This window comes from Azospirillum sp. TSO35-2 (genome assembly GCF_003116095.1).
Taxonomy (GTDB): domain Bacteria; phylum Pseudomonadota; class Alphaproteobacteria; order Azospirillales; family Azospirillaceae; genus Azospirillum.
Genome location: NZ_LGRA01000018.1, coordinates 1095439 through 1119663, shown reverse-complemented (window position 1 = coordinate 1119663; position 24225 = coordinate 1095439). Strand labels below are relative to the sequence as shown.

19 protein-coding genes are annotated in these 24225 nt (G+C 69.8%); 7 read left to right on the top strand and 12 right to left on the bottom strand.

All coding sequences use genetic code 11. The features are described from left to right. Positions 1-33 precede the first annotated feature (33 nt). Positions 34-666, top strand: coding sequence for a glutathione S-transferase (locus TSO352_RS15990; RefSeq protein ID WP_109108255.1), 633 nt, complete (start codon positions 34-36; stop codon positions 664-666). A 167-nt stretch (positions 667-833) separates the two neighbouring features. Next, positions 834-1700 carry a 5'-nucleotidase, lipoprotein e(P4) family gene (locus TSO352_RS15985; RefSeq protein ID WP_109108254.1) on the top strand — a complete coding sequence of 289 codons (867 nt, stop codon included), beginning with the start codon at positions 834-836 and terminating at the stop codon, positions 1698-1700. A gap of 29 nt (positions 1701-1729) precedes the next feature. Here the strand turns inward: TSO352_RS15985 and TSO352_RS33530 are convergent, their stop codons facing one another. The 6 genes from TSO352_RS33530 to urtA form a co-directional block, all read right to left on the bottom strand. Next, positions 1730-1879: a hypothetical protein gene (locus tag TSO352_RS33530; RefSeq protein WP_199231610.1), complete on the bottom strand. Its 150-nt coding sequence runs from the start codon at positions 1877-1879 to the stop codon at positions 1730-1732. A 189-nt stretch (positions 1880-2068) separates the two neighbouring features. Further along, complete coding sequence (gene urtE / locus TSO352_RS15980) at positions 2069-2764, bottom strand: urea ABC transporter ATP-binding subunit UrtE (RefSeq protein ID WP_109108253.1); 696 nt, start codon at positions 2762-2764, stop codon at positions 2069-2071. 13 nt (positions 2765-2777) lie between these two features. Beyond that, positions 2778-3524, bottom strand: a complete 747-nt coding sequence (urtD, locus tag TSO352_RS15975) for an urea ABC transporter ATP-binding protein UrtD (RefSeq protein ID WP_109108252.1) — start codon at positions 3522-3524, stop codon at positions 2778-2780. 3 nt (positions 3525-3527) lie between these two features. Further along, the gene (urtC, locus tag TSO352_RS15970) at positions 3528-4676 is read right to left on the bottom strand and encodes an urea ABC transporter permease subunit UrtC (protein ID WP_109108251.1); all 1149 of its coding nucleotides are present in this window, start codon (positions 4674-4676) and stop codon (positions 3528-3530) included. A 3-nt stretch (positions 4677-4679) separates the two neighbouring features. Further along, positions 4680-6293, bottom strand: coding sequence for an urea ABC transporter permease subunit UrtB (gene urtB, locus TSO352_RS15965; protein WP_109108250.1), 1614 nt, complete (start codon positions 6291-6293; stop codon positions 4680-4682). 165 nt (positions 6294-6458) lie between these two features. Next, complete coding sequence (gene urtA / locus TSO352_RS15960; RefSeq protein WP_247872194.1) at positions 6459-7712, bottom strand: urea ABC transporter substrate-binding protein; 1254 nt, start codon at positions 7710-7712, stop codon at positions 6459-6461. A 411-nt stretch (positions 7713-8123) separates the two neighbouring features. On the opposite strand from urtA, the gene TSO352_RS15955 reads away from it, so the two are divergent. Then, positions 8124-9620 carry a L,D-transpeptidase family protein gene (locus tag TSO352_RS15955; RefSeq protein ID WP_247872144.1) on the top strand — a complete coding sequence of 499 codons (1497 nt, stop codon included), beginning with the start codon at positions 8124-8126 and terminating at the stop codon, positions 9618-9620. Positions 9621-9627: 7 nt separating this feature from the next. After that, a complete protein-coding gene (locus tag TSO352_RS15950) occupies positions 9628-10008 on the top strand; it encodes a VOC family protein (protein WP_109108247.1) in 381 nt (126 codons plus the stop codon). 3 nt (positions 10009-10011) lie between these two features. Here TSO352_RS15950 and TSO352_RS15945 read toward each other — a convergent pair whose 3' ends face one another. Together TSO352_RS15945 and TSO352_RS15940 are read right to left on the bottom strand one after the other, a co-directional pair. After that, entirely contained in the window at positions 10012-10905 is an 894-nt protein-coding gene (locus tag TSO352_RS15945) for an SMP-30/gluconolactonase/LRE family protein (protein WP_109108246.1), read from the bottom strand. A gap of 77 nt (positions 10906-10982) precedes the next feature. Then, entirely contained in the window at positions 10983-14009 is a 3027-nt protein-coding gene (locus TSO352_RS15940) for a response regulator (RefSeq protein WP_109108245.1), read from the bottom strand. A gap of 330 nt (positions 14010-14339) precedes the next feature. Here TSO352_RS15940 and TSO352_RS15935 point away from each other — a divergent pair, with 330 nt between their 5' ends. Together TSO352_RS15935 and TSO352_RS15930 are read left to right on the top strand one after the other, a co-directional pair. Further along, complete coding sequence (locus TSO352_RS15935; RefSeq protein ID WP_247872137.1) at positions 14340-16247, top strand: hybrid sensor histidine kinase/response regulator; 1908 nt, start codon at positions 14340-14342, stop codon at positions 16245-16247. A 91-nt stretch (positions 16248-16338) separates the two neighbouring features. Beyond that, the gene (locus tag TSO352_RS15930; protein ID WP_247872135.1) at positions 16339-17034 is read left to right on the top strand and encodes a hypothetical protein; all 696 of its coding nucleotides are present in this window, start codon (positions 16339-16341) and stop codon (positions 17032-17034) included. Positions 17035-17127: 93 nt separating this feature from the next. Here the strand turns inward: TSO352_RS15930 and TSO352_RS15925 are convergent, their stop codons facing one another. From TSO352_RS15925 to TSO352_RS15910, 4 genes are all read right to left on the bottom strand, one after another. Further along, positions 17128-18624 carry an ABC transporter substrate-binding protein gene (locus TSO352_RS15925; protein ID WP_247872133.1) on the bottom strand — a complete coding sequence of 499 codons (1497 nt, stop codon included), beginning with the start codon at positions 18622-18624 and terminating at the stop codon, positions 17128-17130. Positions 18625-18837: 213 nt separating this feature from the next. Then, positions 18838-19692 carry a ParB/RepB/Spo0J family partition protein gene (locus TSO352_RS15920; RefSeq protein WP_109108241.1) on the bottom strand — a complete coding sequence of 285 codons (855 nt, stop codon included), beginning with the start codon at positions 19690-19692 and terminating at the stop codon, positions 18838-18840. Beyond that, positions 19682-20704, bottom strand: coding sequence for an AAA family ATPase (locus tag TSO352_RS15915; RefSeq protein WP_109108240.1), 1023 nt, complete (start codon positions 20702-20704; stop codon positions 19682-19684). The genes TSO352_RS15920 and TSO352_RS15915 overlap by 11 nt, the downstream gene beginning before the upstream one ends. Before the next feature lie 104 nt (positions 20705-20808). After that, entirely contained in the window at positions 20809-21756 is a 948-nt protein-coding gene (locus tag TSO352_RS15910) for a replication initiator protein A (RefSeq protein WP_109108239.1), read from the bottom strand. A gap of 1121 nt (positions 21757-22877) precedes the next feature. On the opposite strand from TSO352_RS15910, the gene TSO352_RS15905 reads away from it, so the two are divergent. Beyond that, positions 22878-23699, top strand: coding sequence for a MarR family transcriptional regulator (locus TSO352_RS15905; RefSeq protein WP_199231609.1), 822 nt, complete (start codon positions 22878-22880; stop codon positions 23697-23699). Positions 23700-24225 lie beyond the last annotated feature (526 nt).

Below are 24225 nucleotides of genomic sequence, written 5' to 3'. Positions count from 1 at the left end.
ATCCGCAGTCCAGAGAGTAAGGAACCCAGTGCGATGAGCATCAGCAGCGAACCCGCCATCACGCTCTACGGCATGCGGCTGTCGGGCCACGCCCATCGGGTGGAAGCCTTCCTGAACATCCTCGGCCTGCCCCACCGCTGCGTCGAGGCCGACGCCGAGCTGCGGCGGTCGGACGCCTTCCTCGCCCTGAACCCCCTCGGGCAGATCCCGGTGCTGGTCGACGGCGACCTCGTCCTGCCCGATTCCAACGCCATCCTGGTCTATCTGGCCGAGCGCTACGACGGATCCGGCCTGTGGAACCCGAAGGCGCCGGAGGAGACGGCGCAGGTGCAGCGCTGGTTGTCGATCGCCGCCGGCGACCTGCGTTTCGGACCGGCGCGGACGCGTTTCCTGACGCTGTGGGGTGGCACGACCTCGTTCGCCGACGCCCAGGCGCTTACCGACCGCATCCTGCACTTCATGGACGGGCATCTGGCAACCCGCGACTGGCTGGCGGCGGGGCGGCCGACCATCGCCGACATCGCCTGCTACGCCTACGTCGCCCACGCACCCGAAGGACGGACTCCGCTCGATCCCTATCCGGCGGTCCGCCGCTGGCTGGAGCGGGTGGAGGCGATCCCGGCGCTGACGCCGATGCCGCGGAGCGCCATTCCCCAACCCGCCTGAGCGCCGCCGCACCGGGGCCTCCCCCTCCCGGCCGCCGCCGGCGGGGAGGGAACCGGGCTGGAGGAGCGTACCGGGACACCCTGACGCAAGCGTCGCAGGACCATCGCCAAGCGCCGGAAACTGTGCTTCGATGACAGTTCCATGACACTGAGCGAGTGGGTGTGTCGATGCGCAAATCCGCCGAATCCGGGCGCTGGTCGCTGCTGTCCGGTGCGGTTGTCCTCTCCCTGCTGGCCGGGCCCGCGATGGCGGCCGACCCGGTGCCGCAGAACGACCTGCTGAACGCCGAGCTGTGGATGCAGCGCTCGGTCGAATACAAGGCCAACGCGCTGGCGGTCTACGCGCTGGGCCGGATCCGGCTGGATCAGGCGCTGGCCGACAAGAACTGGACCGCGGCGACCGAGCAGAGCGGCAACTACCAGGATCTGCCGCCGGCGGTGGTGCTGGACCTGGACGAGACGGCGATGGACAATTCCGCCTACCAGACCGGGCTGGTCACCAGCGGCACCGACTTCGCGCCCAAGAGCTGGGACGCCTGGGTGCGGGCGGAGAAGGCGACGGCGGTGCCGGGCGCGGTCGAGTTCACGCAATACGCCGACCAGAAGGGCGTGAAGGTCTTCTACGTCACCAACCGCAGCGCCGACCAGGAGGAGCCGACCCGCCGCAACGCGCAGGCGCTGGGCTTCCCGATGGGCGGCAACGTCGACACCTTCCTGATGTCCAAGGAAAAGCCGGAATGGGGCTCGGCCAAGAGCGCGCGCCGGGCCGCCATCGCCAAGGACTATCGGATCGTGCTGCTGTTCGGCGACAATTTCGGCGACTTCAGCGATGCCGCCAACGGCAGCGACGCCGAGCGGCAGAAGGCCTACGAGACGGCGAAGGAGCATTTCGGGCGCGACTGGCTGATGCTGGCCAACCCCGGCTACGGCTCGTTCGAGAGCGCGCCCTACGGTCACAATTTCAAACTGTCGGCGGATGAGAAGCGGGCCAAGAAGATCGGCGCGCTGGAACCCTGGGTGGCGCCGGCCCCCTAATGGCAGGAACGGCGGGTGGTGCGCGGTTCTCAGAAGACCAGGCGCACCGCCTGCACGATGGCGACCCACGGCGTCACGATCATCACCGCCCACACCGCCATGCGCGGCAGACCATGCATCTTGCGGACCGTCGGTTCGGCGGTCGGGGCGGCGTCGAAGGAGGCGTTGTAGATCGACATGGCCTGGGTCTCCTGGGGCAGGATCGCGGTGAGGCCATCATGAGGTTTCGATCCTTAACGACCTTTAAAGAGCGACGCCCGCACCGGTGGCCCTTGCGACGTACCACGGCGGACGCACCCTACCTCCAACGGTCAGGGTGACGGGGGCGCCGGTCTTTCCTCGCCCGGTCTTTCCTCCCCCGAATGTCCTCACACCGTCAGGTACTTGCGGACCTCCTGCTCGTCCAGGCCGCTGCGGGGACCGGACAGCATCACCTCGCCGCGCTCCATCACCACCCAGTCGTCGGCGAGGTCGCGGGCGAAGTCGAAATACTGCTCCACCAGCAGGATCGCCATGGTGCCCTTGTCGCGCAGGTAGGAAATCGCGCGGCCGATGTCCTTGATGATGGAGGGCTGGATGCCCTCGGTCGGCTCGTCCAGCACCAGCAGGCGCGGCCGGGTCACCAGGGCGCGGCCGATGGCGAGCTGCTGCTGCTGGCCGCCCGACAGGTCGCCGCCTCGGCGCTCCAGCATGGATTTCAGCACCGGGAACAGCTCGAACACCTCGTCAGGGATCGAGCGCTGCGACCGCGGCAGCGGGGCGTAGCCGGTCAGCAGGTTCTCCCGCACCGTCAGCAGCGGGAAGATCTCGCGGCCCTGCGGCACATAGGCGATGCCGCGGCGCGCCCGGTCGGCCGGCGCCAGCCGGGTGACGTCGGCGCCGTCCCAGCCGATGGCGCCGCCCGACACCGGCTTCAGCCCGACGATGGCGCGCAGCAGGCTGGATTTCCCCACCCCGTTGCGGCCGACCAGACAGGTGACCTTGCCGATTTCGGCCTTCATGGACACGGCGCGCAGCGCCTGCGCGGCGCCGTAATGCAGATCGACGGAACGAACGTCCAGCATGGTCGGGGTCCTTTCAGCGGCCGAGATAGGTGTCGATGACCTGCCGGTTGGCGCTGACCGCGTCGAGCGAACCTTCGGCCAGGACGGAGCCTTCGGCCAGCACCGTCACCTTGACGCCCAGCGCGCGGACGAAGCTCATGTCGTGCTCCACCACGATCACCGAATGCTTGCCGGCGATGCTGCACAGCAGCTCCGCCGTCTGCTCGGTCTCGGCGTCGGTCATGCCGGCCACCGGCTCGTCGACCAGCAGCAGCTTGGGGTCCTGGGCCAGCAGCATGCCGATCTCCAGCCACTGCTTCTGCCCGTGCGACAGGCTGCCGGCCGGCCGGTGGCGCAGCGCCGACAGGCGGGTGGTGTCGAGGATCTCCTCGATCCGGCTGCGGTCGTCGCGGCTGATGGCGTAGGTCAGCGTCTTCAGCGGCCGGCGCGGCGCCTTCAGCGCCAGCTCCAGATTGTCCCACACCGTGTGCGGCTCGAACACCGTCGGGCGCTGGAACTTGCGGCCGATGCCGAGGTTGGCGATCGCCGCCTCGCGCAGCTTGGTCAGGTCGGTCGCGCCCTCGAACAGGATGGTGCCGTGGTCGGGGCGGGTCTTGCCGGTGATGACGTCCATCATCGTCGTCTTGCCGGCGCCGTTCGGGCCGATGATCGCCCGCATCTCGCCCGGCATCATCACCAGCGACAGGCTGTTCAGCGCCTTGAAGCCGTCGAAGCTGACCGACACGCCGTCGAGGTAGAGAAGGGTCGATTCCGCGCTCATGGGTCACACCCCCTTCTGGTCGGCGGTCTTGCCGCTGGGAAGATCCTGGCTCTTGCGTCCCGGAAGCCTGGCCGTCACCTGCGCGCCCAGCCCGAGCAGGCCCTTGGGCAGGAACAGCGTGACCGCCACGAACAGGCCGCCGAGCGCGAACAGCCACAGCTCCGGCAGGGCGCCGGTGAAATAGCTCTTGCCCATGTTGACCAGCACCGCGCCCAGGATGGCGCCGGCGAGCGTGCCGCGGCCGCCGACGGCGACCCAGATCACCGCCTCGATCGAGCTGGCGGGGGCGAACTCCGACGGGTTGATGATGCCGACCTGCGGGACGTAGAGCGCGCCGGCCACCCCGGCCATGCAGGCCGACAGCGTCCAGGCGAACAGCTTGTAGCTCTCGGTGTCGTAGCCCATGAAGCGGACCCGGCTTTCGGCGTCGCGCAGCGCCACCAGCACCTTGCCCAGCTTCGAGCCGATGACGCCCGACGCGATCATGTAGCTGACCGCCAGCGCCACCACGGTGGCGACGAACAGCGTCACCCGGGTGCCGGTGGCCTGGATGTCGTAGCCCAGGATGTCCTTGAAGTCGGTCAGGCCGTTGTTGCCGCCAAAGCCCATGTCGTTGCGGAAGAAGGCGAGCAGCAGGGCGAAGGTCAGCGCCTGGGTGATGATCGACAGGTAGACGCCGGTGACCCGGCTGCGGAAGGCGAACCAGCCGAAGCCGAAGGCCAGCGCCCCCGGCACCAGCAGCACCATCAGCGCGGCGAACCAGAAATGGTCGAAGCCCAGCCAGTACCAGGGCAGCTCCTTCCAGTTCAGGAAGACCATGAAGTCGGGCAGCAGCGGGTTGCCGTAGACGCCGCGCGGGCCGATCTGCCGCATCAGGTACATGCCCATGGCGTAGCCGCCGAGCGCGAAGAAGGCGGCGTGGCCGAGCGACAGGATGCCGCAATAGCCCCAGACCAGATCGAGCGCCAGCGCCAGCAGCGCGAAGCACAGGTATTTGCCCAGCAGAGAGACGGTGAAGATCGACAGGTGGAAGGGCGAGTCCGCCGGCACCCACAGCGTCATCACCGGGACCGCGACCGCCAGCACCGCGAGGATCGTCAGCACGATCCCGGCCTTGCGGTCGAGCCCCATCAGGAAAAAGCGCAGCAGCATCGGTCAGGCCTCCACCGCGCGGCCCTTCAGCGCGAACAGGCCGCGCGGACGCCGTTGGATGAACAGGATGATGAACACCAGCACCAGGATCTTGCCCAGCACGGCGCCCGCGTAGGGCTCCAGGAACTTGTTGAGCGAGCCCAGCGCCAGCGCGCCGACCAGCGTGCCCCACAGGTTGCCGACCCCGCCGAACACCACGACCATGAAGCTGTCGATGATGTAGCCCTGGCCCAGGTTCGGGCTGACGTTGTCGATCTGGCTCAGCGCCACCCCGGCCAGCCCGGCGATGCCGGAGCCGAGCCCGAAGGTCAGCGCATCGACCCGCGCGGTGCGGATGCCCATGGCGTTGGCCATCGGCCGGTTCTGCGTCACCGCGCGGATCGACAGGCCGAACCAGGTGCGCTTCAGCGCCACCAGCAGGGCGCCGAAGACGGCGAAGGCGAAGACGACGATCCACAGCCGGCCGTAGGTGATGGTCAGGCCGCCCAGCTCGAAGGCGCCGGACATCCAGCTCGGCGCGCCGACCTCGCGGTTGGAGGGGCCGAAGATGGAGCGCACCGCCTGCTGCAGGGCAAGCGACAGGCCCCAGGTGGCGAGCAGCGTCTCCAGCGGGCGGCCGTAGAGCCAGCGGATCACGCTGCGCTCGATGACGATGCCGACGCCGCCGGCCACGATGAAAGCGGCGGGCAGCGCCACCAGGATCGACAGGTCGAACAGGCCGGGGGCGTGGGCGCGGAACAGCTCCTGCACCAGGAAGGTGGTGTAGGCGCCGATCATCACCATCTCGCCATGCGCCATGTTGATGACGCCCATCACGCCGAAGGTGACGGCCAGCCCGATGGCGGCCAGCAGCAGAACCGAGCCGAGCGACAGCCCGTACCACAGGTTCTGCAGGGCGCCCCAGAACATCAGCGTCTGTTCGACGGTGGCGACGGCCGACGCGGCGGCGGTCTTGGCGGTGTCCGACGCGCCGGAGGTGGCGATCATCGACAGCAGCGCCAGGGCGTCGCGGTCGCCGCGCGCGGCCAGCGTGGCGACGGCCGCCTGGGTGTCGGCGTCCGAAGCGCCGCCGGCGGTCAGCAGGATGGCGGCGCGGGCCTGCTCCATGGCGCGGCGGATGCCGGTGTCCTGCTCCTTGGCCAGGGCGGTGTTCAGCGTCTCCAGCGCGGCGGCGTCGCGGCTCTTGAACACCGCGTCGGCGGCGGAGCGGCGGACGCCGGCGTCGGGGCTCATCAGGGTGAGCGCGCCGACCGCGGCGCTGAGGGCGCGGCGCAGGGAATTGTTGATGCGGATCTTGTCGATCGCCCCCGACGGCGCGTTGCCCAGCGCGGCACCGGTCAGCGGGTCGGTCAGGGTGAAGGCGTCGCCGCTCTTGCGGGCGACGACGACGGTGCCGTCGGCCTTGCGCACGAAGAGGTCGCCGGCCTGGAGCGCCTCGATCACCGGCACGGCGGCCGGGTCGCCGGCCTCCGACAGTTGGGCCAAGGCCTTTTCGGTGCCGGAATAGCCGCCGCTGCCCAGGGCCTGGACAAGCGGGCGGAGGTCAGCGGCCAGCGCGGTCGTCGAGGTGGCGACCACCACGCAAACGGCCATGAGCCAGCGGAGAGCGCGTCGCATCGCGGGTCCTTTGCTGCGGGGGGCTTACAAAGAGCGACGCTTGCCCCCACCCCGACCCTCCCCCGCTGGGCGGTGGAGGGAGAGATCCCCTCCCCTGCGGAGCGGGGGAGGGTTAGGGTGGGGGCAAGCGTCGCGACCACTCAGATCAGAGAGCGAACGCTGCCCTCACGACCCCTTGCCGCCGCACTTGCCGGTCTTCACGTTGAAGTTGCCGCAGGACATCGGCTTGCGCCAGTCGGCGATCAGGTCCTTGCTGTCCGGCAGGAAGTCCGACCACTCGTCGCCGGGGACCAGGCCCGGGGTCTTGGAGACGACGTCGAACTGGCCGTTCTCCTGCACTTCGCCGATCAGCACCGGCTTGGTGATGTGGTGGTTCGGCAGCATCGCCGAATAGCCGCCGGTCAGGTTGGGGACCGCCACGCCGACCATGGCGTCGATGACCTTGTCCGGCTCGGTGGTGCCGGCCGCCTCGACCGCCTTCACCCACATGTTGAAGCCGATGTAGTGGGCTTCCATCGGGTCGTTGGTCACGCGCTTGTCGTTCTTGGTGTAGGCCTTCCAGCTCTTGATGAACTCGGCGTTGGCCGGGTTCTCGACCGACTGGAAGTAGTTCCACGCGGCCAGATGGCCCAGCAGCGGCTTGGTGTCGATGCCGGCCAGCTCTTCCTCGCCGACCGAGAAGGCGACGACCGGGATGTCCTGCGCCTTGATGCCCTGGTTGCCCAGTTCCTTGTAGAAGGGAACGTTGGCGTCGCCGTTGATGGTGGACACCACCGCGGTCTTCTTGCCGGCGGAGCCGAACTTCTTGATGTCGGCGACGATCGACTGCCAATCGGAATGACCGAACGGCGTGTAGTTGATCTTGATGTCCTCGTCCTTGACGCCCTTGCCCTTCAGGTAGGCTTCGAGGATCTTGTTGGTCGTGCGCGGGTAGACGTAGTCGGTGCCGGCCAGCACCCAGCGCTGGACCTTTTCCTTCTGCATCAGGTAATCGACGGCCGGGATCGCCTGCTGGTTCGGGGCGGCGCCGGTGTAGAAGACGTTGCGCGAGGATTCCTCGCCCTCATACTGGACCGGGTAGAACAGGATGTTGTTCAGTTCCTCGAACACCGGCAGCACCGACTTGCGGCTGACCGAGGTCCAGCAGCCGAACACGGCGGACACCTTGTCCTTGGAGATCAGCTCGCGCGCCTTTTCGGCGAACAGCGGCCAGTTCGACGCGGGGTCGACGACCACCGGCTCCAGCTTCTTGCCGAGAACGCCGCCCTTCTTGTTCTGCTCGTCGATCAGCATCAGCATGACGTCCTTCAGCGTCGTCTCGCTGATCGCCATCGTGCCGGACAGCGAATGCAGGATGCCCACCTTGATGGTGTCGTCCGCCGCCATCGCCGGCGCGGCCATCGACGCCATCGCGCCCATCGCCAGCCCGGCGAGCGCGCCGATCCCGAACGTCGACGTCAGTTGCTTGGTCCGCATGAAGTTGCCCCCTTCCACTGGCGCCCCGGTTGGCCCGGAGCTTCACCACATCGTCGGACAGAGGCTACCGCGCATGCGAAAAGGCGTATCTACGTCAAATGACACATACCGCCGCCCCCGCCGGCCGGGCCGGAAAGACGCCGCCGGACCGTGGAATAAAACGCCGTCCCCGGCGTCGACCGTTGGTGACTAACGCCTGTAACGGCCGAGGTACCCCGGGATGACGCCGCGATGCATGGGAGCAACAGTGTGACGAGCAGAGCAGCCGACACCAAATGTCGCTTGCGGATCCCGAAGCGCTGGCTAAAGGATACACCGCTCGATCCTTCCGTTCACGATCTGGTCCAGTCCGCCATGCATGATCAAAGCCGCCTGTTCTCCCGACGCTCCGCCGCCCTCTGCCTGGTCGGCGGCCTCGTCGGTGTCGTCCTGAGCGGTCCGGTGCTGGCCGAAGCGCAGCAAAAGGAGGCGGCGCACGCCGCCAAACCGCCGCTGGTCGCCGGCTGGGCCGCCGCGCTGGAGCACCGCGCGCTGGAGATCCAGAACGCGCCCAAGGCCCAGGCAACGCGGATCGGCTATGGCGCGGTCGTCAAGAAGGACGACGGCGGCATGGTCGAGACGGTCGCCGCGGCGGTCGAGGTGCCGGTGGCCGACCAGGCCCCCACCCTGCCCGGCCTCGCCCCGGTGGAGCCGGCGCCGCCGGTCGTCTTCAGCGTGCGCTCGCCGCTGGCCGACCGCGTCGGCCGGGTTGCCCGCCGCCTGATCGAGCTGGGCCATCTGCCGGCCGACCAGTGGACCGACAAATTCGACGACAATGTCGAGAACGCGGTGCGCGCCTTCCAGACCGCCGAGGGGCTTCAGCCCGACGGCAAGGTCGGCGAGGTGACGCGGCAGGCGCTGGACCGCACGCCGGCGCAGACCGTCGCCCTGCTGCGCCGCGCCGCCGCGGCGATGCGGGCGCAGCAGGCCTCGATCCCCGACACCACGGTGCTGGTCAACCTGCCGGCGCAGTCGGTCACCCTGATCGACCGCGGCCGGCCGGCCTTCACCATGCGGGCGGTGGTGGGGCGGCCGTCGCGCAAGACGCCGCTGCTGCAGGACAAGATCACCAGCGTCACCATCAACCCGACTTGGACCGTCCCGCCGACCGTGCTGAGCGAGGACAAGCTGCCGGCCCTGCGCAAGAAGGGCACCACCGGCATCAAGAACGCCGTCGTCTATCTGGACGGGGCGGAGGTCGTCACCCAGTCGATCAACTGGTGGTCGGTCGATCCCGGCCGCATCCGCATCGTCCAGAAGCCGGGCGACGACAACGCTCTCGGCCGCTTCCGCTTCAACCTGACCAACGGCGACGGCATCTTCCTGCACGGCACCAACGACCCGAAGCTGTTCAGCCGCGACCTGCGCGCCGCCAGCTCCGGCTGCGTCCGGCTGGAGGACGCCCGCCTGATGGCCGAGACGCTGCTGAGCGCCGCCAAGCTGACGCCGAGCGGCATCGGCCAGCAGCTCGACACCGGAGAGACCAAGACGATCCGCCTGCCGAACGCCATCCCGGTGCGCTTCGTTTATTGGAACGCCTCGGTCGACACCAGCGGCACCGTGCGCGTCCATCCCGACATCTACGAGGATCCGCCCAGCACGCCGGCCCCGGCCGCGCCCTCGTCGGTTCCGTCCCCGACCGGGGCGGTGTCCACCAACGGCTCCGCCGCCCCGGTGACCCCGGTGTCGACCCTGCGTCCGCTCAGCAAGCCGGCGCCGCTGCCGGTTCCGGCGGCACAGGCGCCGAACACCCTGTCCTCCGCTTCGGTCCCGGCGGTCGCCAAGCCGGTCCCCGCCCCGACCCGCATGTGAGGACCGCATGAAGATCGCCCGCCTCGACCACGTCGTGCTGACGGTCGCCTCGATCGAGGCGACCTGCGCCTTCTACCACGACGTGCTGGGGATGGAGGTCGTCACCTTCGCCGGCGGGCGGCGGGCGCTCGCCTTCGGCGCGCAGAAGTTCAACCTGCACGAGGTCGGCCGGGAGTTCGAGCCCAAGGCCAAACGGCCGACCGCCGGTTCCGCCGATTTCTGCCTGATCACCGAGACGCCGCTGGACGCCGTGATCGCCCATCTTCAGGCGCACGGCGTCGCCATCGAGGAAGGCCCGGTCCCCCGCACCGGCGCCACCGGCCCGATGCGTTCGGTCTATTTCCGCGACCCCGACGACAATCTGGTCGAAGTCTCGAACTACCTGTAGGCGCTACACCGCCGGGTCGAACAACGGCACGGCCAAGCCAGGGACGTCGACCGCCATCGCGAACAGGCCGCCCGACTGCGGCAAGCGCTCCAGCTCATCGGCCGGCCGGCCGGCGCTGGCGGTGGTGACGTAGAGCGTCCGCAGGTCGGGGCCGCCGAACGCCACCATGGTCGGGCAGCGCGCCGGCAGCGGGTGTTCCGACAGCAGGCGGCCATCGGGGGCGAAGCGCGCCACCCGGCCGCCCTCGTACAGCGCCGTCCAATAGCAGCCGTCGGCATCCACCGCGGCGCCATCGGGACGGCCGCGGTCGTCCGCCGTCGGCTGCAGCCGGACGAAGACCGCGCCGTCGGCGATCTCACCGGTCGCCGGGTCGTAGCGGTAGCGGCGCACGGTGAAGGTCGGGGTGTCGGCGTGGTACAGCGTCCGCCCGTCCGGGCTGAAGGCCAGCCCGTTGGAGGTCAGCAGACCGCCGGCCAGCACCGCCAGCCCGCGGCGGTCGTAACGGTAGAGATGCGCCTTGCCGCCAGCCTTGGGCTCGTCCAGCGTGCCGGCGAGGTAGCGGCCGGCGGGATCGACCCGGCCATCGTTGAAGCGGCTGGCCGTCTGGTCCTCCGGGTTAGGGGCGAGACAGGCCAACGGCCTGCCCTGCCCGTCCAGCTCCCACAGGCCGGAGCGCATCCCGGCGATGAAGCCGCCGCCCTTGCGCAGGCCGACGCAGCCGATCTCCTCCGGCATTGCCAGGACGCTGTTGGCACCGGTCGCCGGATCGAAACGGTTCAGCGCCCGCCCCTTGATGTCGACCCAATAGAGCGCCTGTTCCGCCACCGACCAGACCGGCCCCTCCCCCAGCTTGGCACGGGCGTCGAGCACACAGGTGAAGGCGGGGCCGGCGGTCATCGCATGATCCTTCGGGTTTGCAACAGGTCGCCCCCAAGGTCGGTCAGAAACGCCGCGCGATCAACCCCGCCGGCCGGCTAGTCCCGAAGGCTCGGGGTGGCGCGGCGGGCGGCGACGCAGCGGGCGATCTCACGGGACAGCACGGCGCGGTCGATCGGCTTCGACACATAACCGTCCATGCCGGCGGCCCGGCAGCGGGCGATGTCCTCGGGGAAGCTGTTGGCGGTCAGCGCGACGATGGCGATCCGACCGGCCGGCGGCGGCAACGCCCGGATCGCCCGCGTCGCCTCCAGCCCATCCATCACCGGCATGTTGACGTCCATCAGGACGACGTCGAAGGGGTCGCGGCCAACCGCCTCCACCGCCTGCGCCCCGTCCTCCACCGCGGTGACGGCATGCCCGGCCTGGCTCAGCAGCGTGACTACCAGCAGGCGGTTCATCTCGACATCCTCCGCCACCAGGATGCGCAGCGCGTCCGCCGGCGGTTCCACGGCGGCCGGAGGGGTTGGCGGAGCGGCTGGGGCCGGAGGGGGCAGAGGCCGGATCGTCCCCGGCGCCGGCAGGGAGGGCGGGGACGAGGACGAAACCGGCGCCTGCAGCCGGTCCAGCCGGTCGCGCAGCTCGGCCGGGTCGTAGGGCTTGGCGATCAGGTCGTAGCCGCCCAGCGCCACGTCGTCGGCGACCACCGCGTGCGCCGCGAAGCCGGAGGCGAGCAGCACCGGCAGGTCCGGCCGCAGCCGCCGCGCCTCGCGCGCCAGCTCGGCCCCGTTCATGCCCGGCGGCATGACGATGTCGCTGAACAGCAGATCCAGCGGCTGCCCGCCGCGCAGCACCACCAGCGCCTCGCCGGCGCCCGAGACGCCGATCACCCGGTGGCCCCAGCCGCGCAGCAGCGCGCAGCCATGCTCCAGGATGTTGTGGTCGTCCTCCACCATCAGGATCGACAGGCTGGGACGCCCGGCCGGCGGGTGGGCGGGCCGGCCGCCTTCGTCCGCCAGCCGCTCCGGCGGGAAACGGATGGTGACGGTGGTGCCCTGCCCGACCCGGCTGGACAGCGTCAGCGTGCCGCCATGCAGCTCCACCAGCCGGCGGGTCAGCGGCAGCCCCAGCCCGGCGCCCTCGGTCTGGCGGTTCGCCGGGCTGTCGACCCGGGTGTAAGCCAGCAGGACGCGGCCCAGATCCTGTTCGGGAATGCCGACGCCGTTGTCGCGCACCTCCAGCAGCAGGCCGCCGTCCGGGGCCGGCGCGGCGGTCAGCGACACCTGCCCGCCGGCCGGCGTGTATTTGACGGCGTTCGACAGCAGGTTCAGCAGGATCTGGCGGATGCGGCGTTCGTCGCCGCGCAGATGGCGGGCGCCGGGCGCCACCGACGCGCCGATGGTGATGCCGGCGCGCGCCGCCCTGGGGGTCAGCAGCCGGATGGCGAAGACCGCGGCGGCGTCGAGGTCGACCACCTCGTCGTCCAGCACCAGCTGCCCGGCCTCCGCCCGGACATGGTCCAGGATCTCGTTGATCAGCTCCAGCAGATGCTGGCCGCTGTCGCGGATGTTGACGGCGAAGTCGCGGTAGGAGTCATGGCCGACCGGCCCTTCGGATTCCCGCGCGATCAGGTCGGCGAAGCCGATCACCGCGTTCATCGGGGTGCGCAGCTCGTGGCTCAGGCTGGCCAGGAACTCGGTCTTGGAGCGGCTCGCCGCCTCCGCCGCCTGCCGGGTGTCCTGAAGCTCCGCCTCCATCATCTTGCGGGCGGTGACGTCGCGCTCGACGCTGACATACTCCTGCGGCGCCCCCCAATCGTCGGCGATCAGCCGCACCGCCCCTTCGATCCACACCCAATGGCCGTCGGCGTGGCGCAGGCGGTAGGTCGTCTTCAGCGTCGGGCGGTCCAGGGTCAGCCGCGCCAGCCCGTCGGCCACCGCCGCGCGGTCGTCGGGGTGGACGCGCTCGACCAGCGGCCGGCCGAGCAGGTCGCCGGGGGCGCAGCCCAGGCTGTCGCGCGTCGCCTCCGAACAGAAGCGCCGCACCCCGTCCAGCCCGATGCGGCTGATGATGTCGGTGACGCTGCGGGCGAGCAGGCGGTAGCGCGCCTCGCTGGCGCGGATGATCCGCTCCGCCTCGTGCCGGCGGGTGATGTCGCGGGCCCCGACCGACACCATGACGATCGCGCCGGCGGCATCGCGGATCGGCACCTGGGACACCTCCCACCAGCGGGTGACGCCGCCATGGGTGTGCTGCTCCTCGAAGCGGGTCGGACCGCCGGCGTCGATGCAGGATTGCAGGTCGGCCATCACCTTGGCCGCCAGATCGGGCGCCAGCACGGTGTCGAGCGGCCGGCCCTCCGCCTGCTCCGCCGTCGTGCCCAGCATGCGGAAGGCGGCGTCGTTGGCGCGGTGCAGGGTGAAGGCCCCGCCCTCCCCCACCCGGACGATCAGCAGGCTGTCGGCCGACACATCGAACACCGCCCGGAACAGCGCCTCGCTCTCCGCCGACGCCCGTTCGTCGGCGAAACGCCGGTGCTCCCGCGCCAGCATCACGCCCAGCACGCCGATGCCCAGGCTGGTGAAGGCGGTCAGCGGCAGCGCCACCTGCTCCAGCAGGCTGAGGCCGAGGCGGGCATCGGGCAGCAGCAGGAAACCGGCCAGGGTCAACGGCGTGATGGCGAGGCCGAACAGCGCCAGCCTGCCGAAGCCCAGCGCCCCCCGCCCCGCCTCGCTGCCCGCCGCGTGCCGCGCGAACAGCCGGGCCAGCAACGGTGCGGCGACGGCGGTCAGCAGGATGCCGGCCACCCCGGTGACGGCCCCGGCCCCGCCCAGCCACAGCCGCACCGCGGCGGCCACCGCCGCCGACACCAGCGCCGCCGGCCAACCGCCGAACAGTCCGGCCAGACCGATCATCACGTTGCGCAGGTCGACGATCACGCCCGGAGCGGCGCTGTGGCCGTCCAGCATGGAGATGGCGGCCGCCACCCCGAACAGCAGGCCGGACAGAAGCACGAAGGGGCGGCGCCGGACACCCAACCGCCGCAGCACGAAGCGGTAGGCCAGCAGCACCAGCGCCAGCAGGCCGACGCCATGCGCAAGGGCGATGACTATGCCCGTTCCCATCGCCCCGCCCCCCATGGCGTCCGCATGGTCCCCCGCCTTTCGCCCCCGGTCCGGCGCCGTTTGAATTCTTCGCGTCCGCGTCGCGGACTTTTACACAGGCAACCGGGCAAGAAGAAGCATCGATTCGACACAGTCTCCTGGCCTTTTTGTATATCACCAGCCCCGTCGGCACGGCCGGATGCTTTCGCCGCACGCCGACCCGCCGGCCGGTCGGCAGTTCTCGCCACCAGTTGTTGTACCAGCATGAAGAGGATGTCGAGTTTCCGCGGCGCTTCGGCTAGGATGTTCTGGCGGATTTCTGGTGGTCGTGCTGCCCTCGAAAGCTTCGGAATGCTGTTGAACGTTTTTTCGCGGAGCCTGGTCGCCCGGACGACGGCATCGGCGGTGATGCTGGTGTCGGTGCTGATCGCCGTGCCGATGGTCGTCCTGATCCAGGCCGACGTCCGCAGCACCCGGGCCGAACTGGCCATCCGGGCCGAACTGGCGACCAAGATCGTGCTGGACGACGTCGCCAACGCGCTGTGGGACCTTGATCCGGAAGAAGCGGCGACCGCGCTCGCACCGCTGCGGTCGATCGACAGCTTCGCCGAGGCGCTGATCCTGGGCACGCGGGGCGAGCGCTTCGCCACCTACCGGAAGACCGGCGCCGGCCCGCTGACCGAGGAGGCCGCGACGGCCGCCGCGGTGCCGCTGACCCACGTCGACCGCACCGGCGCCCCGCGCAGCATCGGCACGCTGCTGGTCCGGCTGGACGCCGCGCCGACCAACGCCGCCATCCGCCACCACGTGCTGCTGCTGAGCGGCATCGGCGCGGTGACGCTGCTGCTGGTGGTGCTGGGCGTGGTGTGGGCGACGCGCGGCGTGACGCTGCCGATTGCCGGCATGACCCGCGCCATGGCCGATCTGGCGGCCGGCGACGTCACGGTGGACGTGCCGATGCGCCACCGCGACGACGAGATCGGCCGCATGGCGACCGCGCTCGGCACCTTCCGCCAGAACGCCATCGATCTGCGCACCGCCAAGGAACGCGCCGAGCAGGCGGTGGCGTCCAAGGCCAAGTTCATGGCCGCCGCCAGCCACGACCTGCGCCAGCCCGCCCAGTCGCTGCTGATGCTGACGGCGATGCTGCGGGCAACGGCGCCGAACCCGACGGTGGAGGAGTCGGCCCGCAAGATCGAACAGGTGGTGATGACGCTGAAGCAGCTGCTGGACGAGCTGCTGGAGGTGTCGCGGCTCGACGCCGGCGGCGTCCCCGCCAACAAGGGCGTGCACGAGATCGCCGACCTGTTCGAGGCGCTGGAAAGCCAGTTCGGCCCGGTCGCCCGCAACAAGGGGCTGGCCTTCAGCGTGCCGCCCTGCCGCGCGAGCGTCTTAACCGACCGTGTCCTGCTGCTGCGCCTGCTGGGCAACCTGATCGACAACGCCATCCGCTACACGCCGAGCGGTCAGGTGCAGGTCGCCTGCCTGGAGTCCGGCGACCACGTGATCGTCGAGGTGCGCGACAGCGGCATCGGCATCCCGGAAGACCGGCTGGACGCCATCTGGGAGGAGTTCCACCAGATCGGCAACCCGGAGCGCAACCGCGACAACGGCATCGGCCTCGGCCTGTCGATCGTCAAGCGGCTGGCCGCGGTGCTCGACCATCCGGTGAAGCTGCGGTCGGTGCCGGGCAAGGGGTCGGTCTTCTCGGTCACCGTGCCGCTCGCCCCCGACGCAATGGTGCCGGAGCCGGCGCTGGTCCAACAGCCCATGCCGGCGGTCACGGGGGCGCCCCTCCCCCTTCCCGTTGCCGCGGCGGCTCCTGCGATGGCCGGCGACACCGTCCGGGGGGCGGGGGACATCGCGATCCTGGTGATCGACGACGACAGCTTCGTGCTGTCGGCCATCACCCTGTTCCTCGGCAGCGCCGGCCACCGCGTCCAGGGGGCCTCCACCGTCGCCCAGGGGCTTCGCGTGATGGAGGACGGGACGATGCGGCCGGACGCCGTGATCGCCGATTACCACCTGTCCGCCACCGAGAACGGGCTGGATTTCATCGCCGAGATCTGGCGGCGGCTCGGCGTGCGCGTCCCGGCGGTCCTGATGTCGGGGCGGCTCGACGCCGAGGTGACGCGCAAGGCCGGCGAGATGGGGATCCTGGTGGCCGCCAAACCGATCCTGCCCGACCGGCTGACCGCCCTGGTCGAGACGATGACGGGCGCGCGGCAGGCTGTTCGGGCTAGTACCCCGGCCAAGTGACAGACTGTTGCCCCTGGCGGCGGCTCTAGGACCAAAAAAAACATACGTACACCTCGCTCCTGTGGCACAACATTCGAACAGTGCCCACGGATTGCTCGACGACCCGGTGAAGGGCACGGAAGAAGCAACCTGGGAGACTGTGATGCACGGTGCCACCAAGAGCGATATCACGCGCGCGCGCGACATCATCGCCGGATTCGATTTCGGCTATGTCGTGAACCGGGCGATCGCCGCGGGCATGCCCCGCCCCACCTCCAGGATCGCGCTGGAACAGTTGAAGGCGTTCCTGCTGGCCTGCGCCGAGCATCCCGACCGGGACATCGTGCCGCAATCCGCCGCCTGCGACGATCTGTGGCATGAGTTCATCGTCGCCGACACCCGCGCCTATGTCCGCTTCTGCGACGCGGTCTATGGCGAATACCTCCATCACAACGGCGTCGCCGTGCCGGCGGAGCGCATGGCCGCCGCCCGCGCCGACAGCGCCCGCCTGTTCGACACCGCGGACTGCCTGCGCGAGGCCAAGAGCGCCGACTGCTTGCGCGAAGCCAAGAGTGCCGATTGCCTGCGCGAGGCGGTGAACGCGGACTGCCTGCGCGAAGCGAAGGGGGCGGACTGCTTGCGTGAAGCGGTGAGCGCCGACTGTTTGCGCGAAGCTGCGACGGCGGATTGCCTGCGCGAAGCCAAGGCCGCCGACTGCCTGCGCGAGGCGAAAGGCGCGGACTGCCTGCGTGAGGCCAAGTCCGCCGATTGTCTGCGCGAGGCACGGACGGCACAGGACGCCGTCTGACCCTCACCGGACGCCACCATGAAAAAGCCCCTGCCCGCTTCGGCGGACAGGGGCTTTTTTCATGCCGATGCGGCGGACGCCGCAGCCGCGGCTTCAGCCGAAATTCAGGCCGCCGAACGGCGTGATGAAGTTGTCGCTCAGCACGTTGCCGCGCAACGCGACATAGTCGGGCACCACCAGCGGAAGGACCGGCAGGTCGTTCATCACCATGGCCTCCGCGTCCTTGTAGACCTCGGCCCGGCGACCGGGATCGGGAATCGCCATCGCCTGTTCGATCAGCGCGTCGAAGGCCGGGTTCGACCAGCCGACCGGGTTGAAGCGGCTGCGGCTGGTGAACAGCTCGTCGAGGAAGTTCATCGGATCGGGGTAGGTCGCGGTCCAACCGAACAGGAAGGCGTCGTAGTCGCGCCGGCGCGACCGCGCGATGAACTCCTGACGCGGCGACATGACCAGCTTCGCCGGGATGCCGGCGTTGTTCCACTGCGACACGTAATAGACGAACTCGCGCCGGTATTCGGGGATGACGTTCACGGTGAAGGGATCGATGCCGCGGCCCTCGGGGAAGCCGGCCTCCTCCAGCAACTGGCGGGCGCGGGTCGGGTCGTAGGCCAGCGGCTCCAGCCGCTCGTTCGCCAGCAGCGCCGGTGGCACCACCCCGTTGTGAACGGCGGCCACCCCGCGGAAGAAGCGCTCGGCCATCGCCTGGCGGTCGATCAACAGTGACATCGCCCGACGCACCCGGAGGTCGGCGAAGGCCGGGACCCGGCGGGGGTCCAGCGCCACCACCCGCATCTGCATGCGCGGCACGTTGGACAGCGACCGCTTGAAACCGGGATCGTCCATCACCCCGCGCAGGGCGTCGGTGTCGACGAAGGTGAAGTCGATCTGGCTGTCGTTGAACAGGGTGATGCCGTCGTTGCCGATCCCGGTGGCGAGGAAAGACACCCGCTCGAACGGCGCCGGACCACCGCGCCACAGCGGGCTGGCCTCCACATCAATGGCGATGCCGTCGTTGGTGCGCAGGAGACGGTAGGTTCCGGTCCCCGCCGACAGGGTCCGGTACCAGTCGCCACCCGCCTGCTCCACCGCCTGCATGTCGACGATGTTGAAGCGCGCGAAGGGAAACACCGCGCAGGGTTCGTCGCAGACGACCTCCAGGTTGCGGTCGTCGAGCACCGTCACGCCGGCGAGATCGCGGGTTTCCCGGGCGCGCAGCTCCCGGAAGCCGCGGACCTTGGACAGCGCCAGGACCGCGAAGTTGGACCCCTCCGTCACCAGCGCGGCTTCGAAGCTGCGCTTGACGTCGTGGGCGGTGAAGCGGCGGCCGGTGTGGAAGGTCACATTGTCCCGCACCGTCAGCCGCCAGCGCCGGGCGTCGGCCGACGCCTCCCAGGCGACGGCGAGCCCCGGCAGGATGCGGCCCTGCGGATCGACGGTCGTCAGGCTCTCGTACATCGCCCCGAGGATTTGGCGGGCGACGAGGTCATTGACCGTCAGCGGGTTGAGCGAGGCGGGCAGGGACTTGACACCGATCCGCAGCACGCCGCTGGCGGCGGCCCGGGCCGGCGCCCAAACCGGCGCTGCGGCCATGGCCCCGAGAAGACCGAGAACATGTCGTCTCTGCACAGCCGTCATCGCAAGACCTATGAGGTCGGTGAGATCAAGGATCAGATCCCGTCCTTTAGCATGAGGACGGCGAGCGGTCACCCTACCCGCTCGCCGCAGGCTTTCGCAATCGAAAGGCAACCGGACGCTGCATGATATTACGGAAGCAACCTGGGCGCGCTTTCGCGGTCGAAAGCGTCAGGTGTTCAACAGCGCGTCGATGCGGTCGCGCAGCGCCTGCAAGCGCTCGCGATGCTCGCGCTGCAAGGCCTGGGCGGCGCCGTCGATGGCGGCCAGATCCTTGTCCATGCGGTTGATCGCCTTGCCCAGCACCCGCAACGGCTCGGCCGAGGTGGAGGAGGCGGGGCGGGCGGCCCGCACCGCGCCGACGGTCAACCCGCCGGTCCGCGCCGTCTGCCACAGCCGGCGCAACTCGCCCTCATCCTCGACGAAGGCCAGTTCGACCAGGGCGGAGCGTGACACCGCGTCGGGGTTGGCGCGGTAATCGGCCAGGATGTCGTCGGGCAGGCGGAGCACCTTCAGGCGCTTCGACACCTCGGCCTCCGAACAGCCGACGGCGGCGGCGACCTCGGCCTGGGTGTAGCCGTGGGCGTCGATCAGCTGGGCCAAGCCACGGGCGAGGTCGATGGCGTCGAGATCGACCCGCTGGACGTTCTCGATCAGCGCGATCTCTTCCGGCCGCCCCTTGGTGATGATGGCGGCGATGGTGCCGCGACCAAGCAGCCGGTGGGCGCGCAGCCGCCGTTCGCCGGCGACCAGGCGGTAACGGCCCTTCTCCGCCCCCTCCTGCACCAGCACCGGCTGCTGCAGCCCATGGCGGGCGATCGAGTCCGCCAGCGAGCGCAGGGACTCGTCGTCGAAGACGGTGCGCGGCTGGCCGGGGTTGGTGTCGATGGCGTCGAGGTCGGCCTCGATCAGCCGGGGCAGCACGCCGCTCAACCCGAACATACGGTCGGTTTCGGCGGCGAAGCCGGCCTCCTTGGCTTGCAGGACGGCGGCGGCGGTCTGGCGGGTCAGCTTCTTAGGCGGCATCGACGGTCTCCCGCAGGCGTCCCATGGCGGTCAGCAGGGCGTTGGCGATGGCGGCGTAGCTCTCCACCCCCGGCGCGCCGATGTCGGCGTCCAGCGTGATGACGTTGGCGCCCGCCGCCTGGGCGTAGATGGTGGCGCGCGGCACCGGCGGGAAGACGTGGCGTTCGGTCCCCCACAGCCGCTGGATGTCCTCCAGCGACGACCGGTCCTGGGTCTGGCGCGGGTTGACCATGGTCGGCAGGATGCCCAGAACCTGCAGCCGCGGGTTCAGCCGCCGCTGGATCTTGGCGACGGTGTCGAGGAAGGCGCTGACGCCCAGGATGGCGTGGGGCTCCGCCTGGCAGGGCACCAGCACATAGTCGGCGGCGGTCAGCGCGTTGATCGTCACCGCCCCCAGGTTCGGCGCGCAATCGATGACGATGACGTCGTAGCGCGCCCGCACCCCGTCCAGCATCTCGGCCAGCGCGGTCTGGGCGTTGGTCAGGTTGCCCGGCAGTTCCGTGTCGGCGCTGGCGAGCGCGATGCTGCTCGGCACCACGTCCAGCCCGGCGACACTGGTCGGCAGGATGACGTCGTCGAGCGGCGTCTTGCCCATCAGCGCGTGGTACAGCACCTTGCCAGTTTCGGTCAGCGCGACGATGTCCGACTGCGGCACGCCGACATGGACCGACGCGTTGCCCTGCGGGTCGGCGTCGACCAGCAGCACGCGGTTGCCCGCCCGCGCCAGGATGAAGGCGAGGTTGATCGAGGTCGCGGTCTTGGCGGTGCCGCCCTTTTGCAGCCCGACGGCAACGGTGGTGCCGCGGCGGGGCAGGGCGCTGTCCGGCCGTTCCAGGTCCAGCAGCAGCAGCCGGCCCAGCACCTCGCGCGGGAGGGCCTCCTTGCCGGTTTCCCATTTGCTCAGGCGCTGCTTGTCGTATTTGCGGCCGGTCAGTTCGTTGACGAACGCCGCCATCTGCGTCTGGGTCAGGCCACGCCGTTCCCGCAACGCCTTCAACTGGTCCCCTGTCACACCCGTTCTCCTGCCGCCGGCACCGGTTCCCACACCGGTGGGTCCGACCCTAGCAAGTCGTCGCCACTCCGGCAACGGGTGTCTACCGTCCGGGCAGGGCGGGGTTACACCGTCTCGTCGTATTCCACCTTCGGCGCGTCGATCCAGGAGGCGGGCTGGCCCTGGTCCTTCTTCCAGAACAGCACCGGCAGGTCGGCGTTCAGCACGCGGCCCAGCACGGCCCCGCGTGCCTTCATCGTCTCCTTGTACTCGGCCGTCTCGACGATGCGGACGCCGTAGCCGGGGATGCGGTCGGCCGCCAGCACCGGCACCAGCGCGTTCTTGAACTTGCGCAGGTCGTTGTCGGAGCCGACGCGCTTGCGCAGCGGCTCCAGCGCCATCCAGAAGGCGTGGCCACGCGCCAGATGGGCGCGCGCGATCTCGTACAGCCGCTTTTCCACCGGCTTCAGCGCGAAATACTGGTCGTGGTAGCTCAGCAGATTGTGGCCCAGCGCCGCGCGGGTGACCCAGCCCGACAGCGTCAGCTTCAGCCCGCGCACCGCCCGCTCGCCGTCCTTCTTGCGCTGGTAGAGCAGCTTGTAGTCGGAAATCCACGAGAAGGCGCCGCTCTCGCCCTCGCCGCCGGTTTCCAGGTTGGTCTTGATCTGGGTGCCCTGCAGCCGCTCCAGCGCGCCTTCGATCTTGTCGTAGGCGCTGCCGCCCGCCGTCTTGCCGACGATGCGCTGCAGGTCGCTGGTGGTGAAGTGCAGTTCACCCAGCTTGGCCGGCCCCTTGCCCTGCTCGATCTTCTCGCGCAGCAGCGAGATGGCGTAGAGCAGCACCGCCTTGTCCCAGATCGTCGCAACGCCGACGTTCTTCGGCGCCCGCACCTCGATCCGCACCTTGCCGTCGTCGTAGGTCGGCAGCGATTCCGCCTTGTCCTTCGACAGGCCGAACAGGCTGTAGACCATCATGTGGCGGTCGTTCTGGACGTCGCCGGTCAGCGGAGAATCCAGCCGCAGAGCCAGTTGCAGCGGCCGGTCGAGCAACTCGGCGTTGGGGGGCTGGTTCATGCCGTCTCTCCGCAGGTCCTGTCCGGCTTGAGTAAGGTCGGCCGCCCGGCGAAGGCCGTCGCCGAGTGGTTACAGCCATAATCCACAAGCCCGCCGCCCTGTTCCACCGCTCCGGCTCAAACGTCGTCGTTCTGCCGAAAGATTCCCGCTTTTCGCCCGGAAGCGGCGGGGCGAACGTCGCCGTTCTGCCAGTTTTTCGGCAATCGCGGCCGGACAGCGGATGCACGCCGTCTGCCGCCGTTGGTTCGGACCGTGGGCAGAGGGCACCGTCTCCGTTCTGCCGTGCCGGGCCAGGGCGGAGGGTGGCGGACGACGGCTAACCCATTGGAATTGCTTGGTTCATTCCGATGAGCGCCCCGCAAATCACCACCCCTGGCCCTCCGATACGGCCTTTGACTGGCAGAACGGCGACGTTCGCCGCGATCGCCCCGGCGCCGATTCCGGTCCGATTCTCCGCCGATTCCCGGCCGCGAACGGCGGTGAGGGGGCAGGGCGGGCCCCATCATTCGGCAGAACGGCGACATTCCGGCCTTCCAGCCGTCGCAAGCCAAGGCGCCACCGCCGGGAATCTTTCGGCACAACGGCGACGTTCAGACCCGAATCTTTCGGCACAACGGCGACACTTGCTGCCGACCGGCGGCGCTGATCCGGTGCCAAGATGCTGAAATACCTCGGAAAGTCGGAGCCGCCCGGCGTTTCGGACCCCCGATCCGCCTTTTCCCAAAGATCGTGGACAGGAGCGCAACGACACGTACACATTTCAAAAAAGGGCGAAAACCGCCCTGACGCCATCATCGTGCGCCATCGCCAGTTGCTGGCCGGCGCCACGGGGTTGTGCACCCTTGTGCACCCTTGAAGGAGAGCACCATGACGTAGCGGAGGACCGACCTCCGGAAACACAAAAGGCCCGGATTGCTCCGGGCCCTTCGTGTCGGACGGAGGAGACCGAGGGACACTCGGCCACCCCACATCTGGCGGTTTGGCGACTCCATGATGGCAGGGCAGGCCCACGAAGCCAAGCGGATTCACTGCGAGTCCGTTGACGTTGTCCCTTTGTCTTCACCCGTCCGGGGATGGCCCACACAACGGCCCCATGCAGGGGACCGACAGACGGGTGAGACATGAAGCCGTACATCGACATGTACCGGCACTGGATCGCCATACCCGGCATTCAGGCCGCCGACATCGCGGTGCTGTCCGCGCTCTACGCCCACGCCGATCGTGATGGTGTCTGCACCGCCACGCAGGGCGAGCTGGCGGAAGAGCTGGGGCAGAGCCGCGCCTGGTTCAACGCCGTGCTGAAAGGCCTGCAAGAGCCGCCGGCCGCGCTGGTCTGCGCCCAGCCACGCCGCGGCTTGCGCGGATTCGCTTATCGATTGGCGGGATCCGTCGGTGGAACCTTCTGTCAGCCGGCTGACACCGGCGGTCCGCCAGCCGGCTTTTCCTTGGACTCAGGGAATCCTGAATCCTCCTCCTCCCATCCGGACGAGGGGAGGGCGGATGGAGCCTCGGACGGGGCCTTGCCGACCGACTGGCAACCGGATGCCGACGATCTGGCCTGGGCGGCGCGGGAACGCCCCGACGTCGACCCGGCCCGGGTGACGGCCAAGTTCGTCGCCTGGTGCCGCAAGGCCCATCGCCGCAACGGCTATCGCCCGGCCGATCCGGGTGCCGCGTGGCGCCGCTGGATCGGCCGCGAGCTGGTGACGCCGCCCCCGGAGCCGGCCGACCGGTCGGTTGCCTCGCCCGCCGCCCCGCCGATCTCCGCCCCCCAGTTCCGCCGGGAGCCACGCCATGCCGCCCACCCCGACCGACGCGCTGGTCGCAGCGATGCCCAGCGCCAATCCACCCGCAGCGGAGGCGCTTCCTCCGGTTCCGACGCCGGCAACCGCAACCGCGACACCCTCGCCGCGTTGCGCCTTCGCCTCGCTGGCCCGGCTTGAGGTCGCCGACCTGCGGTTCGAGACGCAGGATCTGTCGCCCGACGAGCTTGGTGCGCTGGCCGACCGGGTGGAACGGGCGCTCGACGGGCTGACGCCGCCGATCGGGCTGGAGAATGTCCTGACCGGGCTGGAGAAGCTGGCCGACCGCTTCGCGCTGGATCTGCCCGACGCCGACCTGCTGGAAGCCGATGTCCGCGCGATGGCGCAATGGCCGGCCGACCGCTGGATGGCGGCGTTCGACGCGGTGTGGGCGGGCTTCCGCAGCGGCTGGAGCCGCTTTCCGACGCTGGGCGACTTCCGCGAGGCGCTGGCCGCCGCGCCGGCGCCGCCGGAAAGCCGCGCCGCCGAGGATCTGCGGCGGCTCGCCGCAAGGCTGCGGCAGGAACAGCGCCTGCGCGCCCGCACCGAGGAGCAGCGCCGCCGCAGCCGGGCGCGGGAGGCCGCGCTCGCCGACCGGCAGCGTGACGCGGCGGCCCGCGTCCTGCCATCGCCGCTGTTGCAATCGGCGCCCGCCGCCCAGCATTAT

Bases quoted from the DNA above. Each gene is read 5' to 3' on its own strand.
- TSO352_RS15990 (WP_109108255.1), top strand. From the start codon at position 34: ATGAGCATCAGCAGCGAACCCGCCATCACGCTCTACGGCATGCGGCTG.
- TSO352_RS15955 (WP_247872144.1), top strand. From the start codon at position 8,124: ATGCATGATCAAAGCCGCCTGTTCTCCCGACGCTCCGCCGCCCTCTGC.
- urtB (WP_109108250.1), bottom strand. From the start codon at position 6,293: ATGCGACGCGCTCTCCGCTGGCTCATGGCCGTTTGCGTGGTGGTCGCC.
- urtC (WP_109108251.1), bottom strand. From the start codon at position 4,676: ATGCTGCTGCGCTTTTTCCTGATGGGGCTCGACCGCAAGGCCGGGATC.
- TSO352_RS15950 (WP_109108247.1), top strand. From the start codon at position 9,628: ATGAAGATCGCCCGCCTCGACCACGTCGTGCTGACGGTCGCCTCGATC.
- urtA (WP_247872194.1), bottom strand. From the start codon at position 7,712: ATGGGCGCGATGGCGTCGATGGCCGCGCCGGCGATGGCGGCGGACGAC.
- TSO352_RS15945 (WP_109108246.1), bottom strand. From the start codon at position 10,905: ATGACCGCCGGCCCCGCCTTCACCTGTGTGCTCGACGCCCGTGCCAAG.
- TSO352_RS15905 (WP_199231609.1), top strand. From the start codon at position 22,878: ATGAAGCCGTACATCGACATGTACCGGCACTGGATCGCCATACCCGGC.
- TSO352_RS33530 (WP_199231610.1), bottom strand. From the start codon at position 1,879: ATGTCGATCTACAACGCCTCCTTCGACGCCGCCCCGACCGCCGAACCG.
- urtE (WP_109108253.1), bottom strand. From the start codon at position 2,764: ATGCTGGACGTTCGTTCCGTCGATCTGCATTACGGCGCCGCGCAGGCG.
- TSO352_RS15935 (WP_247872137.1), top strand. From the start codon at position 14,340: ATGCTGTTGAACGTTTTTTCGCGGAGCCTGGTCGCCCGGACGACGGCA.
- TSO352_RS15985 (WP_109108254.1), top strand. From the start codon at position 834: ATGCGCAAATCCGCCGAATCCGGGCGCTGGTCGCTGCTGTCCGGTGCG.
- urtD (WP_109108252.1), bottom strand. From the start codon at position 3,524: ATGAGCGCGGAATCGACCCTTCTCTACCTCGACGGCGTGTCGGTCAGC.
- TSO352_RS15940 (WP_109108245.1), bottom strand. From the start codon at position 14,009: ATGGGAACGGGCATAGTCATCGCCCTTGCGCATGGCGTCGGCCTGCTG.
- TSO352_RS15920 (WP_109108241.1), bottom strand. From the start codon at position 19,692: ATGCCGCCTAAGAAGCTGACCCGCCAGACCGCCGCCGCCGTCCTGCAA.
- TSO352_RS15925 (WP_247872133.1), bottom strand. From the start codon at position 18,624: ATGGCCGCAGCGCCGGTTTGGGCGCCGGCCCGGGCCGCCGCCAGCGGC.
- TSO352_RS15910 (WP_109108239.1), bottom strand. From the start codon at position 21,756: ATGAACCAGCCCCCCAACGCCGAGTTGCTCGACCGGCCGCTGCAACTG.